The sequence below is a fragment of the Streptomyces sp. NPDC005004 genome (assembly GCF_053600675.1).
In genome coordinates, this window is the sequence record NZ_JBSGAH010000019.1 from 84,085 (window position 1) to 98,222 (window position 14,138).

12 protein-coding genes and 5 tRNA genes are annotated in these 14,138 nt (G+C 70.4%); 5 read left to right on the top strand and 12 right to left on the bottom strand.

Going from position 1 to position 14,138, the window contains the following annotated elements:
• Positions 1-22: 22 nt before the first annotated feature.
• The 3 genes from ACWEEU_RS24795 to leuC form a co-directional block, all read right to left on the bottom strand.
• Positions 23-253 carry an SCO5555 family protein gene (locus tag ACWEEU_RS24795; RefSeq protein ID WP_199585371.1) on the bottom strand — a complete coding sequence of 77 codons (231 nt, stop codon included), beginning with the start codon at positions 251-253 and terminating at the stop codon, positions 23-25.
• 264 nt (positions 254-517) lie between these two features.
• Complete coding sequence (leuD, locus tag ACWEEU_RS24800; RefSeq protein WP_451735014.1) at positions 518-1,111, bottom strand: 3-isopropylmalate dehydratase small subunit; 594 nt, start codon at positions 1,109-1,111, stop codon at positions 518-520.
• Positions 1,112-1,130: 19 nt separating this feature from the next.
• Positions 1,131-2,561, bottom strand: a complete 1,431-nt coding sequence (gene leuC, locus ACWEEU_RS24805; RefSeq protein ID WP_385750921.1) for a 3-isopropylmalate dehydratase large subunit — start codon at positions 2,559-2,561, stop codon at positions 1,131-1,133.
• Positions 2,562-2,758: 197 nt separating this feature from the next.
• Here leuC and ndgR point away from each other — a divergent pair, with 197 nt between their 5' ends.
• On the top strand, positions 2,759-3,475 hold the full coding sequence (ndgR, locus tag ACWEEU_RS24810) for an IclR family transcriptional regulator NdgR (protein WP_161181508.1): 717 nt from the start codon (positions 2,759-2,761) through the stop codon (positions 3,473-3,475).
• 178 nt (positions 3,476-3,653) lie between these two features.
• On the opposite strand, the gene ACWEEU_RS24815 is transcribed toward ndgR, so the two are convergent.
• The 9 genes from ACWEEU_RS24815 to ACWEEU_RS24855 all read right to left on the bottom strand — a co-directional run bounded on the left by ACWEEU_RS24815 (position 3,654) and on the right by ACWEEU_RS24855 (position 7,915).
• A tRNA-Glu gene (locus ACWEEU_RS24815) sits at positions 3,654-3,726 on the bottom strand.
• A gap of 28 nt (positions 3,727-3,754) precedes the next feature.
• Positions 3,755-3,826: transfer RNA gene (locus ACWEEU_RS24820), tRNA-Gln, on the bottom strand.
• Positions 3,827-3,846: 20 nt separating this feature from the next.
• Positions 3,847-3,919 (bottom strand) — tRNA-Glu (locus ACWEEU_RS24825).
• A gap of 28 nt (positions 3,920-3,947) precedes the next feature.
• Positions 3,948-4,020 (bottom strand) — tRNA-Glu (locus ACWEEU_RS24830).
• Positions 4,021-4,059: 39 nt separating this feature from the next.
• Positions 4,060-4,131 (bottom strand) — tRNA-Gln (locus tag ACWEEU_RS24835).
• A gap of 145 nt (positions 4,132-4,276) precedes the next feature.
• Complete coding sequence (locus ACWEEU_RS24840; RefSeq protein ID WP_451735017.1) at positions 4,277-4,948, bottom strand: DUF4241 domain-containing protein; 672 nt, start codon at positions 4,946-4,948, stop codon at positions 4,277-4,279.
• A gap of 107 nt (positions 4,949-5,055) precedes the next feature.
• Positions 5,056-6,540 carry a glutamate--tRNA ligase gene (gene gltX / locus ACWEEU_RS24845; RefSeq protein WP_385751457.1) on the bottom strand — a complete coding sequence of 495 codons (1,485 nt, stop codon included), beginning with the start codon at positions 6,538-6,540 and terminating at the stop codon, positions 5,056-5,058.
• Positions 6,524-7,309, bottom strand: a complete 786-nt coding sequence (locus tag ACWEEU_RS24850) for a fumarylacetoacetate hydrolase family protein (protein ID WP_385751455.1) — start codon at positions 7,307-7,309, stop codon at positions 6,524-6,526. Before ACWEEU_RS24850 ends, gltX begins: the two co-directional genes overlap by 17 nt.
• 423 nt (positions 7,310-7,732) lie before the next feature.
• Entirely contained in the window at positions 7,733-7,915 is a 183-nt protein-coding gene (locus ACWEEU_RS24855; protein WP_385746832.1) for a hypothetical protein, read from the bottom strand.
• 585 nt (positions 7,916-8,500) lie between these two features.
• Between ACWEEU_RS24855 and ACWEEU_RS24860 the strand changes: the two genes are divergently transcribed.
• The 4 genes from ACWEEU_RS24860 (at position 8,501) to ACWEEU_RS24875 (ending at position 13,856) form a co-directional block, all read left to right on the top strand.
• Positions 8,501-12,367, top strand: coding sequence for a nitrate- and nitrite sensing domain-containing protein (locus ACWEEU_RS24860; RefSeq protein WP_451735020.1), 3,867 nt, complete (start codon positions 8,501-8,503; stop codon positions 12,365-12,367).
• A gap of 9 nt (positions 12,368-12,376) precedes the next feature.
• Positions 12,377-12,790, top strand: a complete 414-nt coding sequence (locus ACWEEU_RS24865) for a roadblock/LC7 domain-containing protein (RefSeq protein ID WP_018544706.1) — start codon at positions 12,377-12,379, stop codon at positions 12,788-12,790.
• Between the two features lie 111 nt (positions 12,791-12,901).
• The gene (locus tag ACWEEU_RS24870; protein WP_161183362.1) at positions 12,902-13,300 is read left to right on the top strand and encodes a DUF742 domain-containing protein; all 399 of its coding nucleotides are present in this window, start codon (positions 12,902-12,904) and stop codon (positions 13,298-13,300) included.
• Positions 13,281-13,856 (top strand): GTP-binding protein, encoded by a 576-nt coding sequence (locus ACWEEU_RS24875; RefSeq protein WP_199585381.1) that lies wholly within the window; start codon positions 13,281-13,283, stop codon positions 13,854-13,856. Before ACWEEU_RS24870 ends, ACWEEU_RS24875 begins: the two co-directional genes overlap by 20 nt.
• Positions 13,857-14,138 lie beyond the last annotated feature (282 nt).

The window sequence follows — 14,138 nt, forward strand, 5'->3', positions numbered from 1 at the left end:
ATCGGCGTTTCTCCAGAGAAGTTCAGTTGTCCTCTTCGGGCACTCGGCCCGCGTCGAGGTCTTCGGTGAACCGCTCCAGCCGCCTTGCCGCACCGGCGAGATCGTGTTTGGCCATGGCCGTGATGACCAGCAGCTTCCGGGTCAGCGCCATCCGTACGCCCTCCGGGACTTGCAGTGCGCGCACTGTTGTGTGCGCTTGTTTGAGTTGGTCCGCGACTGCCGCATAGAGCTGGAGTTGGCCGTCGTGTTCCATGCACAGATTGTGCCATCTGGGGCGAGTTGTCGCCTGCGCAGGGGGCAACTGCCGCCTCCGCGCGCCGCGCGAGAGCCCTTCGAGGACCTCTTCCGGGCGGCCGTCCTGACCTGCAACCAAGCCTGCAGAAAGGGGAGTTGGGTAGAGAGAGGGACCGGTCCGAAGCCGTCAGGACCCGGACATGGCTGTACCCCCAATCGTGGTGATCGGGGGTACAGAGGGGACGTTGGGGTGGCCGAAACCCGTCTTGCGGACGGGCCCGGATCAGACCCGCAGCGTCCGGGGCTTGAAGGCGGGACGCCGCGCCTCGTAGGCCGCGATGTCGTCCTCCTCGCGCAGGGTGAGGGAGATGTCGTCGAGGCCGTTCAGCAGCCGCCAGCGGGAGTTCTCGTCCAGTTCGAAGGAGGCGGTGACGCCCTCGGCGCGCACCTCGCGGGCTTCGAGGTCGACGGTGATCTCCGCCTCGGGGTCGCTCTCGGTCAGCTCCCACAGCGCGTCCACGACCTTCTGGTCGAGCACCACCGTGAGCAGCCCGTTCTTCAGCGAGTTGCCGCGGAAGATGTCGGCGAACCGGGCGGAGATCACGGCCTTGAAGCCGTAGTTCTGCAGTGCCCAGACCGCGTGCTCGCGGGAGGAACCGGTGCCGAAGTCGGGACCGGCGACCAGGACCGTGGCGCCCTGCCGCTCGGGGCGGTTGAGGACGAAGGAGGGGTCCTTGCGCCACGCCTCGAAGAGGCCGTCCTCGAAGCCGTCCCGGGTCACCTTCTTGAGCCAGTGCGCGGGGATGATCTGGTCGGTGTCGACGTTGCTCCGGCGCAGCGGTACGGCCCGGCCGGTGTGGGTGGTGAAGGCTTCCATGGTGATCGGGCTCCGGTTCTCAGGCTCCGGCGCCGGCGGGCGCGGTGGCGTCGGACAGGTCGGCGGGCGAGGCCAGATGGCCGAGGACGGCGGTGGCGGCGGCGACCTGCGGGGAGACCAGGTGCGTACGGCCGCCCTTGCCCTGCCGGCCCTCGAAGTTGCGGTTGGAGGTGGATGCGGAGCGCTCCCCCGGCGCGAGCTGGTCGGGGTTCATGCCGAGGCACATCGAGCAGCCCGCGTACCGCCATTCGGCACCGGCCTCCTTGAAGACCACGTCCAGGCCCTCGGAGACGGCCTGGAGACCGACCCGCGCGGAGCCGGGGACGACCAGCATCCGTACGCCGTCGGCGACTTTGCGGTCCCGCAGGATCTCGGCGACGGAGCGCAGGTCCTCGATGCGGCCGTTGGTGCAGGAGCCTACGAAGACGGTGTCGACCCGGATGTCGCGCAGCGGCTGCCCGGCGGTCAACCCCATGTATTCCAGGGCCTTTTCGGCGGCGTACCGCTCCGAAGCGTCTTCGTACGAAGCCGGGTCGGGGACGGACGCCGAAAGCGGTGCGCCCTGGCCGGGGTTGGTGCCCCAGGTGACGAACGGCGAGAGCGCGGAGGCGTCGATGACGACCTCGGCGTCGAAGACCGCGTCGTCGTCGGTGCGCAGGGTCTTCCAGTACTCCACCGCCGCGTCCCAGTCGGCGCCCTCGGGGGCGTGCGGGCGGCCCTGGAGGTAGGCGAACGTGGTCTCGTCGGGGGCGATCATGCCCGCGCGGGCACCGGCCTCGATGGACATGTTGCAGATGGTCATCCGCGCCTCCATCGAGAGCTTCTCGATGGCCGGGCCCCGGTACTCCAGGACGTAGCCCTGGCCGCCGCCGGTGCCGATGCGGGCGATGATCGCGAGGATCAGGTCCTTGGCGGTGACACCGTCGGGCAGTTCGCCCTCGACGGTGATGGCCATGGTCTTCGGGCGGGCCATCGGCAGCGTCTGGGTGGCCAGCACGTGCTCGACCTGGGAGGTGCCGATGCCGAACGCCAGGGCACCGAACGCGCCGTGCGTGGAGGTGTGGGAGTCGCCGCAGACGACCGTGGTGCCGGGCTGGGTCAGGCCGAGCTGCGGTCCCACGACGTGGACGACGCCCTGCTCGACGTCGCCGAGCGGGTGCAGCCGGACGCCGAACTCCGCGCAGTTCTTGCGCAGCGTCTCGAGCTGGGCGCGGGAGACCGGGTCGGCGATGGGCTTGTCGATGTCCAGCGTCGGGGTGTTGTGGTCCTCGGTGGCGATGGTGAGGTCGAGCCGGCGCACCCGGCGGCCGCCCTTGCGCAGCCCGTCGAAGGCCTGCGGGCTGGTCACCTCGTGCAGCAGGTGCAGATCGATGTAGAGGAGGTCGGGCTCGCCCTCGGCGCGCCGGACGACATGATCGTCCCAGACCTTCTCCGCGAGTGTCCTACCCATCGCTTTCCCTCCGGCCGGCCACGGTCGCGCCGACACATCTAGAGAACCTGAGGAAGCGACGCCCGCGCCGTGATCTCGGTGCATACGGGCGTCCGGCACCCGGTCCGCCGTGCGCGGACCGCCGTGTGCTTCAAGGGTGGCGCGTTCCGGAGAAAATTGAACTTGCGTTTCACAGAGTGAGACGGGAGTATCGTTTCATGGACAACAGTAGCGGCGTCGGCGTTCTGGACAAGGCGGCCCTTGTCCTGAGCGCTCTGGAGTCCGGTCCGGCCACCCTCGCGGGTCTGGTCGGGGCCACCGGACTGGCACGACCCACAGCCCACCGGCTGGCCGTGGCTCTGGAACACCACCGGCTGGTGGCGCGGGACATGCAGGGCCGGTTCATCCTCGGTCCGCGCCTTTCGGAACTGGCCGCGGCGGCCGGTGAGGACCGCCTGCTGGCGACGGCGGGCCCGGTGCTCACGCATCTGCGGGACGTGACGGGCGAGAGCGCGCAGCTCTACCGGCGCCAGGGGGACATGCGCATCTGCGTGGCGGCCGCCGAGCGGCTGTCCGGACTGCGGGACACCGTGCCGGTGGGCTCGACACTCACGATGAAGGCCGGCTCCTCGGCGCAGATCCTGATGGCATGGGAGGAGCCGGAGCGGCTGCACCGGGGGCTCCAGGGCGCCCGCTTCACGGCGACGGCCCTGTCGGGCGTACGGCGGCGCGGGTGGGCCCAGTCCATCGGCGAGCGGGAGCCGGGCGTCGCCTCGGTCTCGGCGCCGGTGCGGGGCCCCTCCAACCGCGTGGTGGCCGCCGTCTCGGTCTCCGGACCGATCGAGCGCCTGACCCGCCACCCCGGCCGTATGCACGCGCAGGCGGTCATCGACGCGGCCGCCCGTCTCTCGGAGGCGCTGCGGCGCGCGGGCTGAGCCCTCTTCTCGACCTTCTCGGGCGGTGTCCCGGCCTCAACGCCGCGGCCGGACACCGCCCCCCGTGTTTTCCGGGGCCCCGCCGCGCGAGTCTCCCGGGCAGCGAACGCCCCTCGGGGCGACCGGGCTTGGGACACGACGAAGGCCCCTCGCCTGAGCGAGGGGCCTTCGTCGTCTGTACCCCCGACCGGATTCGAACCGGCGCTACCGCCTTGAGAGGGCGGCGTGCTAGGCCGCTACACAACGGGGGCGTGGACTCTGCGTTTCCGCAGGTCCGAGCTGGTCTACCTGGACTCGAACCAAGACTAACTGAACCAGAATCAGTCGTGCTGCCAATTACACCATAGACCAATGATGGTTTAGACCAGTCGTACCCCCGACCGGATTCGAACCGGCGCTACCGCCTTGAGAGGGCGGCGTGCTAGGCCGCTACACAACGGGGGCCCTAGCGATTCCGAGTGATCGGAACCAGTACCCCCGACCGGATTCGAACCGGCGCTACTGCCTTGAGAGGGCAGCGTGCTAGGCCGCTACACAACGGGGGCTTGCGGATGTGATCCGCGGGTGCAGATAAGCTCTGCGAGCTGGCCTACCTGGACTCGAACCAAGACTAACTGAACCAGAATCAGTCGTGCTGCCAATTACACCATAGGCCACTGGAACGCAAGCCCCGACTGGGGATCTTGTTCTAGTTTGTGCGCTTGGGGCCCGGCCTTTCGGCCTGTTCCCCTCGGCGCAGGAAGAACATTACCCGAAGGTGGACGGGGCTCCAAAACGGGTATCCCCAGGGGCCTGCGCGGCTCAGGTCCCGGTCGGGTCGGGGGCCACGAAGAAGTCCGTGAGGAAGCAGGTGATCTCGCCCGCGGCGTCGCGGCCGATCCAGGTGGGGTAGGCGCCGTCGCCCCAGCCGGAGGAGAAGGCGATCAGGTCGTGCCCGGCGTCGGGGGAGGTGACCCGGTGCGGTCCCGGGGCCCACTTGCTGTCCTCGAAGGCGTCCCAGAGCGGGCCCTCGTCGCCCTCGCAGTCCGGGAAGGCGCCGTCGGCGGACGCGTCGTAGAAGCAGCCGGTGCCGGCGTCGACGCCGTAGCCGTAGAACTCGTCCTCGCCGAGCTCGGCGGGGTCCTGGTCGGGAAGCAGGGCGAGTTCCCAGGTGGCGGCCGGTTCGTCGCGTATGACGAGGCGCGCCGCGGCCACCCGGCGGTGCGGGGTGCCGGAGGGCTCCTCGCCGGGGTGGGTGAGGGTCGCCACGGCGGTCTCGACGCGGTAGCGCCCCGGCTCGACCGTCGCCGTGAACGGCTCGATGTCCCCGGTGCCCAGGTAGACGAACGGGTCGCAGGCGATCACGCGCCCCGTGGGCAGCGACAGCTCCCCGCCGTCCACGACGTGGATCACGCCGGTCGGCCCGGAGTCCTCGTAGGCGAAGGAGCTTTTGGGGGTGAACAGCCAGGTGTAGTCACGGGCGGACATCGGCATGACGGCGCCTTTCCACGGGGTCGTTTCCCGCAGCGTAGTTCCCGCCACCGACAGCGAGGGGCGGCGCCCGGTGACCGGGTGCCGCCCCTCGCCGGATGTGGCGTGCGTTACGCGGCGAGACGCTCCAGCGCCGCGTCGATGCGGGCCAGCGTGGCGTCCTTGCCGAGGACCTCGAGGGACTCGAACAGGGGCAGACCCACCGTGCGGCCGGTGACGGCCACGCGGACCGGGGCCTGGGCCTTGCCGAGCTTGAGGCCATGGGCCTCACCGGCGGCCAGCACGGCCTCCTTCAGCGACTCCGCCGAGGTCCAGTCCGCGGACTGGAGCTTCTCGCGGGCGGTGCGCAGGAGCGCGTCGGAGCCCTCCTTCATCGCCTTGGCCCACGACGCCTCGTCGAAGACCGGCTCGGGCAGGAAGAGGAAGTCGACGTTGTCGGTGATCTCGGAGAGCACCTTCAGCCGTGTCTGCGCGTGCGGGGCGATCGCCTGCCACTTGGCCTCGTCGAAGTCCTCCGGCGCCCAGGGGGCGAACGGTGCCTTCAGCCACGGCTCGCAGCGCTCGGTGAAGTCCTTCACGTCGAGCAGCCGGATGTGGTCGGCGTTGATCGCCTCGCACTTCTTCAGGTCGAAGCGCGCCGGGTTGGGGTTCACGTCGGAGATCTCGAAGGCGGCGACCATCTCCTCGATCGAGAAGATGTCCTGGTCCGCCGAGAGCGACCAGCCCAGGAGGGAAAGGTAGTTGAGCAGACCCTCGGGCAGGAAGCCGCGCTCGCGGTAGAGGTTGAGCGAGGACTGCGGGTCGCGCTTGGAGAGCTTCTTGTTGCCCTCGCCCATCACGTACGGCAGGTGGCCGAAGGCCGGGATCTGCTGGGCGATCCCCAGCTCCATCAGCGCCTTGTACAGAGCGATCTGGCGCGGGGTGGAGGAGAGCAGGTCCTCGCCGCGCAGGACGTGGGTGATGTCCATCAGCGCGTCGTCGACCGGGTTCACCAGGGTGTACAGCGGGGCGCCGTTGGCGCGCACGATGCCGTAGTCCGGGACGTTCTCCGGGAGGTAGGTGATCTCGCCGCGCACCAGGTCGTCGAAGGTGATCGCCTCGTCCGGCATCCGGAAGCGGACGATCGGCTCGCGGCCCTGCGCCCGGTACTCCTCGATCTGCGCGGCGCTCAGCTCGCGGCAGTGGCCGTCGTAGCCGGAGGGCTTGCCGGCGGCGCGGGCGGCCTCGCGGCGGGTGTCCAGCTCGTCCTGGGAGCAGTAGCAGTGGTAGGCGTAGCCGCCGTCCAGGAGCTTGCTCGCGACGTCCTGGTAGATGTCCATCCGCTGCGACTGGCGGTACGGCGCGTGCGGGCCGCCGACCTCGGGGCCCTCGTCCCAGTCGAAGCCGAGCCAGCGCATCGCGTCGAGGAGCTGGTTGTACGACTCCTCGGAGTCGCGGGCCGCGTCGGTGTCCTCGATGCGGAAGACCAGGGTGCCCTTGTGGTGCCGGGCGAAGGCCCAGTTGAACAGGGCGGTGCGCACCAGGCCGACGTGGGGGTTACCGGTGGGCGAGGGACAGAAACGGACGCGTACGGGTGCGCTAGCCACGCTTGACAACCTTGTTGGTGAGAGTGCCGATGCCTTCGATGGTGACGGCGACCTCGTCGCCGACGTTCAGGGGTCCGACGCCCGCGGGGGTGCCGGTGAGGACGACGTCGCCGGGGAGCAGGGTCATCGCCTCGGAGATGTTGACGATCAGGTCCTCGATGGGACGGATCATCTCGCTGGTGCGGCCGAGCTGGCGCTGCTCGCCGTTCACCGTGAGCTGCACGGTGAGGTCGTTCGCGCGGGCGAGGTCCATGTCCGTCTCGATCCACGGGCCGAGCGGGCAGGCGGTGTCGAAGCCCTTGGCGCGGGCCCACTGCTTCTCGCGGCGCTGCACGTCGCGGGCGGTGAGGTCGTTGGCGCACGTGTAGCCGAGGATGACGTCCTTGACCCGCTCACGGGGCACCTCGCGGCACATGCGGCCGATGACGACGGCCAGCTCGGCCTCGTACTGGAGGTCCTCGGTGAAGGAGGGGTACTGGATGTCGTCGCCCGGACCGATCACCGAGGTGGACGGCTTGAGGAAGGCGAAGGGGACGTCGGGCACCTCGTGGCCCAGTTCCTTCGCGTGCTCGGCGTAGTTGCGGCCGAAGGCCACGACCTTGTTGGGGAGCACCGGCGGGAGCAGCCTGACCTTGCTCAGCGGGACCTTGGTCCCGGACAGCTCGTGGTCGGCGAACGGGATGCCCTTGATGATGTCGAGGACCAGCTCGTCCTGCTTGTCGCCCTCGACCGCGCCGAAGGCTACGTTCCCGTCGATGGAGAACCTGGCGATGCGCACGGGATTCCTGCGCCTCTCATTGAGAACCGGCGTACTGTCGTCCCAGGTTAACCGCTCCGGCGGCGCGGTGTTCGCCGCAGCCCGTGGCGGTGGAGTTTATCGGCGTCGAATACCGGGCCGGGATGAATTGCGAATTCGCCGGGTCGGGACCGCTCCGCTGCCTCGTGGGGCGCCCCGGGCCCGCGCTCCGCGCGGCCGGGCTCGGCGGGCGCCCGGCCGGGCATCCGGGGCGCGGGGAAATTCCGTGGCTTTTCCGGTCGGCGGCGGGGAAAATGCGGCGTGGGACGGCGGTTGCGGGATTAGCGGTTTTCGGGCCGTGCCCGCTGTCCCGGGACGGGTCCGGAAATGACTGAGCGCGGCCGGGAAGAACACGGCGGTGCGTGGTCTTCCCGGCCGCGCTCAGTGCGCGGTCCGCAGCTCCGGTCAGGCGCCGACGGAGGCGGGCAGCTCCATCAGGATGGTGCGCCGGGGGTTGGCGGTGCTCGCGGGGAGTTCCTCGGTGTGCGCCGGCGGCTCGGGTGCCCACAGCTCGGTGGCGTCCTCGAGGTGTGCCAGCGTCGTACGGCGCGGGTTGGCGGTCTTCTGGAACATCTGAGTCGTCTTCACCGTTGTCTTCCTGTGGCCTCGGGTGGTGGGGGCGGTCGGGTGGGCAGAGCCGCTCATCCTGTAAAGCGTCAGGCTAAACATGTGATTCGCCGCCACCGGCGCCAAGCACGCCCGAATCGCGTGTGAGTTTGCTCACTTACTCGCGAACAAATCGGTCAATTCCGACCGTCAATTCGGCGTGCCGAAACGGACATTGGCCACCTGAAGCCGTCATTCCGCTCCTGATCATGGCGACTGGGACACCCGCCGACCCTCGGTGGTTCGCCGGGATGTGCCCGCTTTGCGGGAGATCGACTTGCACGCTTCGTGTCCCGTGTGCCACTCCCTGTCACCTAGGTCACAGCTCGGGGTACGTGCCTTGTTGGAGATCCGGCACTGTGCTGGAATGCCACGGACCGCCGCAGGATCGAGCCGGCGCGGGGGGCGCGAAACTGCGCCGCGCGGCGGTGAGAGCCAAGGGGGAAGATCCAGCGCCGGTCACTTCAAGACCAACACGGGGGGCGCATTCAGGGCGCTCTCCGAGACGCCGACACCGTGTCCCGCCGCTCGCGCGGAGGGGCGCCTGGTCCAGAGGTTGCGACGCTAGTGCAGGGACGTTTCAAGAGGGATGGCAGCGCTTCGGCCGAGCCGGAGCCGCACGGCGGGACCGGCCGCGGTGCCTCGCCCCAGCACGCCCAGAACCCGGCTCCGGCCCAGTCCGGTGAGAACGGGGAGCGCTCCGGAGGCCCGGGCGCGTCCCCGCTGTCGGGCACGCCGGGTTCCGTGACCCCGACGCCGACCGTGAAGCCGGCCAAGGACGTCGAGGGCCCCGGTTCGCGGCTCGCGATGCGCAACTGGCGCATCTCGACCCGACTGGTGTCGCTGCTCGCTCTGCCGGTCGTCGCGGCCACCACCCTCGGTGGCCTGCGCATCGGCGACTCGATGGACGACATCAAGCAGCTCGACAACATGAAGCTGCTGACGGAGATGACCCAGCGCGCCACCGAGCTGGCCGCGGCGCTCCAGGACGAGCGTGACCAGTCCGCCGGTCCGATGTCGCACGGCGTCAAGGCGTCGGACTTCACCCTCAGGGGCTTCCGCGACAAGTCGGACCGCGCGAAGGCCAACTTCGAGGACACCGCCGAGGAGATCGACGCGGCGAGCAAGGACGGCAACCTCAAGGGCGTCCGCGACACCGTGGTCGCCCTGGTGGGCCAGCTCAACACCCTCAACAAGGTCCGCAGCGACGCGTACACCACCCCCGGTAACACCAGCCAGACCGTCGAGTCGTACCACCGGCTGATCACCCAGCTCATCGACCTCTCCCAGGACATGGCCGAGGCGACCAGCAACCCGGAGATGATCCAGCGCACCCGTGCCCTGTCCGCGTTCTCCAACGCCAAGGAGTATGCCTCGGTGCAGCGGGCCATCATCGCCGCCGCCCTGCCCGACAACAACACCAGCAAGGGCAAGCTGTCCACGAACGACCGCCTCTACGGCCAGTCGGCCCTCGACAGCGAGCGCGCCGAGCTCAACATCTTCCGCAAAGTCGACGGCTCGAGCGCGGAGGCAACTCTCCAGCCGATCGGGGCGGACTCTCCGCAGATCGTGGCGTCCGACCAGTACGCCAAGCGCGCCCTGGCCCCCAACGGCTTCTCGGCCCTGCCCAACCGCTCCTACAAGGACTGGCTCGACGACAGCACCAACAAGCTCCAGCAGATGAAGAACATCGAGCACGAGCTGCTCGGTGACATGGAGCAGAAGGCCCGTGAGCTCAAGTCGACCTCGGAGCAGGAGGCGCTCCTCTCCGGTGCGCTGATCCTGCTCGTGCTCGGTGTCTCGCTGGTCGGCGCCTTCGTCGTGGCGCGCTCCATGATCCGCTCGCTGCGCCGCCTCCAGGAGACCGCCACCCGCGTCGCCCAGGACCGCCTGCCCGAGCTGGTCAAGCAGCTCTCCGAGTCCGACCCGCAGGACGTCGACACCTCCGTCGAGTCCGTCGGTGTGCACTCCAGCGACGAGATCGGCCAGGTGGCCGCGGCCTTCGACGACGTGCACCGCGAGGCGGTCCGCCTCGCCGCCGAGCAGGCCCTGCTGCGGGGCAACGTCAACGCGATGTTCACCAACCTCTCGCGCCGTTCCCAGGGTCTTATCCAGCGTCAGCTCTCGCTCATCTCCGAACTGGAGTCCCGCGAGGCCGACCCGGACCAGCTCTCCTCCCTCTTCAAGCTCGACCACCTCGCGACGCGTATGCGCCGTAACGGTGAGAACCTCCTCGTCCTCGCCGGTGAGGAGCCGGGCCGGCGCTGGACCCGCCCGGTCCCGCTGGTCGACGTGCTCCGCGCCGCCGCGTCCGAGGTGGAGCAGTACGAGCGCATCGAGCTGGCCTCGGTGCCGAGCACCCAGGTCGCGGGCCGCGTCGTCAACGACCTCGTGCACCTCCTCGCCGAGCTGCTCGAGAACGCCACCTCGTTCTCCTCCCCGCAGACCAAGGTCAAGGTGACCGGTCACGCGCTGCCCGACGGCCGCGTGCTGATCGAGATCCACGACACCGGCATCGGTCTCTCCCCCGAGGACCTGGCCGCGATCAACGAGCGCCTCGCGGCGCCGCCCACGGTGGACGTCTCGGTGTCCCGCCGCATGGGTCTGTTCGTGGTCGGCCGTCTGTCCCAGCGACACGGCATCCGTATCCAGCTCCGTCCGTCCGACTCCGGCGGTACGACCGCACTGGTCATGCTGCCCGTCGACGTCGCCCAGGGCGGCAAGAAGCCCGCTCCGGGCAAGGCCGGCGGCCCCGGCGCCGGTGGCGGTCCCGCCGCCGCCCAGGCGGCCGCGGGTGCCGCGGCGGCCCGGCGCAACAACGGCGGCGGCCAGGGCGGTGCCCTCGGCGGCGCTCCCGCCGGCGGCGGACTCCTCGGCGGCTCCGCCCCGCGCGGTCAGGTCGGCGCGGGCCAGGGTCCGCGTGCGGCGCTGCCCGGCGCCGGACAGGGCGGCCGTCCCGGTGGCGGCCGTGGACAGGGCGCCGGTGCCGCGTTCCAGGGCCGGCAGGCCGCGGGCGCGGCCGGTGGTCCCAACGGTCAGAACGGCCAGGCTCCCGGTGGCCCGCAGGGTCTCCAGGCCGCGCAGCCCGCTGGTCCGCAGCAGGACGCGTTCGGCGGCCGTGGTCCGGCCGCTCCGCGAGGCGGCGCCGACCAGGGCCGTCAGCCCCAGTTGCCGCCGCGTGGCGGCCCGCGCGCCGAGCTGCCCGGCGGCAACCCCCAGCAGCGCGGTCCCGAGTGGGGCGACGCCCCGCAGAACCGTGCGGCGATGGACGCCCCGCGCGGGCACGACGAGCAGGCCCCGCACACCGCGCGGCTGCCGCGCGTGGACGACCGCCAGAGCCCGGGCGCGACCGCCGAGATGCCCCGCATCGACGCGAACGGCCCGTCCGGCACCGGCGAGTTCCCGCGCCAGGACCTCTACGGCAACAACGAGGGCCACCACACCGGCCAGTTCGCCCGGCCCGGTGCGGGCAACCCGCAGCACAACACGGGCCAGTTCGCCCGTCCGGGTGCGGGCGAGCAGCACAACACCGGGCAGTTCCAGCGTCCCGGCGTGAACGACCAGCAGAACACGGGCCAGTTCCAGCGCCCCGGCGCCCAGCAGGGCGGTCGGTTCGCCCAGCAGAACAACGGTCACGACCCGTACGCCCAGGGCGGCGGCTTCGGCGGCCAGGCGAACGGTCAGGACCCGCAGAGCACGGGCCAGTTCGCGGCGCCGCAGGCGTACGACGGCGGTTACGACGCCGGCAACACCGGTCAGCACGCGCTGCCCGGCAGCCACGGCGCGAGCGGCCCGCACACCGGCCAGTTCGAGCGTCCGCAGCAGGGCGGTCCCGCGGACTTCGGCGCGCAGCGCCCGCAGTTCCCGCAGCGCCAGGCGGCTCCGGAGCCCGAGCGCGGCGCCCCGCAGCGGCAGGCGCCGAGCGAGGGCTGGGCGGCACTGCCCCCGGCCGGCGGTCCCGGCGACGGCCGTACCCCGCTGTACGACACGCTGGAGACCAACTGGTTCCACGGCGGCGGCCAGCAGGAGGCCGAGCAGGCCCCCGCTCCGGCGGCCCCGGCCCAGCAGCAGGCGCCCGCCCAGGCTCCCGCTCCGCAGCGTTCCGCGTCCCCTTCCTCCCCCTCGTCCACCACGGGTTCCTGGCGCACCTCGCCGAACGACGAGATCGTCCGGCAGGCCGAGCGCGTACGGAAGCCCGCGGCGGGCGGCATCACCACCTCCGGTCTGCCGCGTCGGGTGCCCAAGGCGAACCTCGTCCCGGGCACCGCCCAGCAACAGCAGCAGCAGAACCAGACCGGTCCGCAGGTTTCGCGCTCCCCCGACGAGGTGCGCGGCCGGCTGACCAATCTCCGCCGGGGCATCGCGCAGGGCCGCCAGGCCGGCAACGGCCAGACCGGCAGCTTTCCCAGCCCCACTCACCAGCAGGAGCGTTAGTTGAGTCCGATGAGCCAGGCGGCACAGAACCTGAACTGGTTGATCACCAACTTCGTGGACAACACCCCAGGGGTGTCCCACACGGTGGTGGTCTCCGCCGACGGCCTTCTGCTGGCGATGTCCGAGGGTTTTCCGCGTGACCGCGCCGACCAGTTGGCGGCGGTCGCCTCCGGGCTGACCTCTCTCACGGCCGGGGCGTCCCGGATCTTCGAGGGCGGCAGCGTGTCGCAGACCGTCGTCGAGATGGAACGCGGCTTCCTCTTCCTCATGTCCGTCTCGGACGGGTCGTCCCTCGCGGTTCTGGCCCACCCCGAGTGCGACATCGGTCTCGTCGGCTACGAGATGGCGCTGCTCGTCGACCGTGCGGGTGCGGTACTCACCCCGGATCTGCGCGCCGAACTACAAGGCAGTCTGCTCCACTGACCCGCCCCGGCACCACCCACCTCACAAAACAACCGTCCGGCCGCCACAATCCCCCCACCGGCCCCGTCAGACGGCACGACTGACCGACTTGCTGTCCCGCCCGGAGGATTCATGACCCCGCCCAACGCCTCTCATGATCCGTACGCGGAGTCGTACGGCGACGAGGGGGACCAGCCGCTGGTACGTCCGTACGCGATGACCGGCGGCCGGACGCGGCCGCGCTATCAGCTCGCCATCGAGGCGCTGATCAGCACGACGGCCGACCCGGCAGCGCTCATGGGACTGCTCCCGGAGCACCAGCGCATCTGCCAGCTGTGCGTCGAGGTGAAGTCGGTCGCGGAGGTGTCCGCGCTACTGGCCATGCCGCTCGGTGTGGCAAGGATTCTGGTCGCCGACCTCGCCGAGGCCGGCCTGGTCGCCATCCACCAGCCGGGTGGCGACGAGAACAACGGCGGCGCTCCCGATGTGACGCTGCTCGAAAGGGTGCTCAGTGGACTTCGCAAGCTCTGACGGAGGGCGGGCCACGACCTCCGCGAAGATCGTGGTGGCGGGTGGCTTCGGCGTGGGCAAGACCACGTTCGTGGGCGCCGTCTCGGAGATCAACCCGCTGCGTACCGAGGCCGTGATGACGTCCGCGTCCGCGGGCATCGACGACCTCACCCACACCGGCGACAAGACCACCACCACGGTGGCCATGGACTTCGGCCGCATCACCCTGGACCAGGACCTGATCCTGTACCTCTTCGGTACGCCCGGTCAGGACCGCTTCTGGTTCATGTGGGACGACCTGGTCCGCGGTGCCATCGGCGCGGTGGTCCTGGTGGACACCCGCCGCCTGGCGGACTGCTTCCCGGCCGTGGACTACTTCGAGAACTCGGGTCTGCCGTTCGTCGTCGCGCTCAACGGCTTCGACGGACAGCAGCCGTACAACCCGGAGGAGGTGCGCGAGGCCCTGCAGATCGGCCCCGACACCCCGATCATCACGACGGACGCCCGGCACCGGTCGGACGCCAAGAGCGCGCTGATCACCCTGGTCGAGCACGCGCTGATGGCCCGCCTCCGGTAGCAGGCGCACCGCAGTACTCAAGTGGGATCTGCCGTAAGGCAGTTGTCCTGAACGGACCGGAGCCGGCTGTGGCCTTGGACACGGCCGGCTCCGGTGTTCATAACAGTTCGGCAGAGGAATATCCGTCGATCGCCACAGGGCGCGTTCGACCGGTACCGCTGCGCGCACGAACCCCCGGCCTTTTGCCGGGGCTCGCTCGGTATTGACCCGTTTTATCTGGGCCTTACAACTGCGCTGCCCCTGTTTGGAACTGCGCTGGTCCACGTGCTGGAATGCCTGAAC

Excerpts from the sequence above, each read along its gene's own strand:
- ACWEEU_RS24795 (WP_199585371.1), bottom strand. The coding sequence starts at position 253 with ATGGAACACGACGGCCAACTCCAGCTCTATGCGGCAGTCGCGGACCAA.
- leuD (WP_451735014.1), bottom strand. The coding sequence starts at position 1,111 with ATGGAAGCCTTCACCACCCACACCGGCCGGGCCGTACCGCTGCGCCGG.
- leuC (WP_385750921.1), bottom strand. The coding sequence starts at position 2,561 with ATGGGTAGGACACTCGCGGAGAAGGTCTGGGACGATCATGTCGTCCGG.
- ndgR (WP_161181508.1), top strand. The coding sequence starts at position 2,759 with ATGGACAACAGTAGCGGCGTCGGCGTTCTGGACAAGGCGGCCCTTGTC.
- ACWEEU_RS24840 (WP_451735017.1), bottom strand. The coding sequence starts at position 4,948 with ATGCCGATGTCCGCCCGTGACTACACCTGGCTGTTCACCCCCAAAAGC.
- ACWEEU_RS24865 (WP_018544706.1), top strand. The coding sequence starts at position 12,377 with ATGAGCCAGGCGGCACAGAACCTGAACTGGTTGATCACCAACTTCGTG.
- ACWEEU_RS24870 (WP_161183362.1), top strand. The coding sequence starts at position 12,902 with ATGACCCCGCCCAACGCCTCTCATGATCCGTACGCGGAGTCGTACGGC.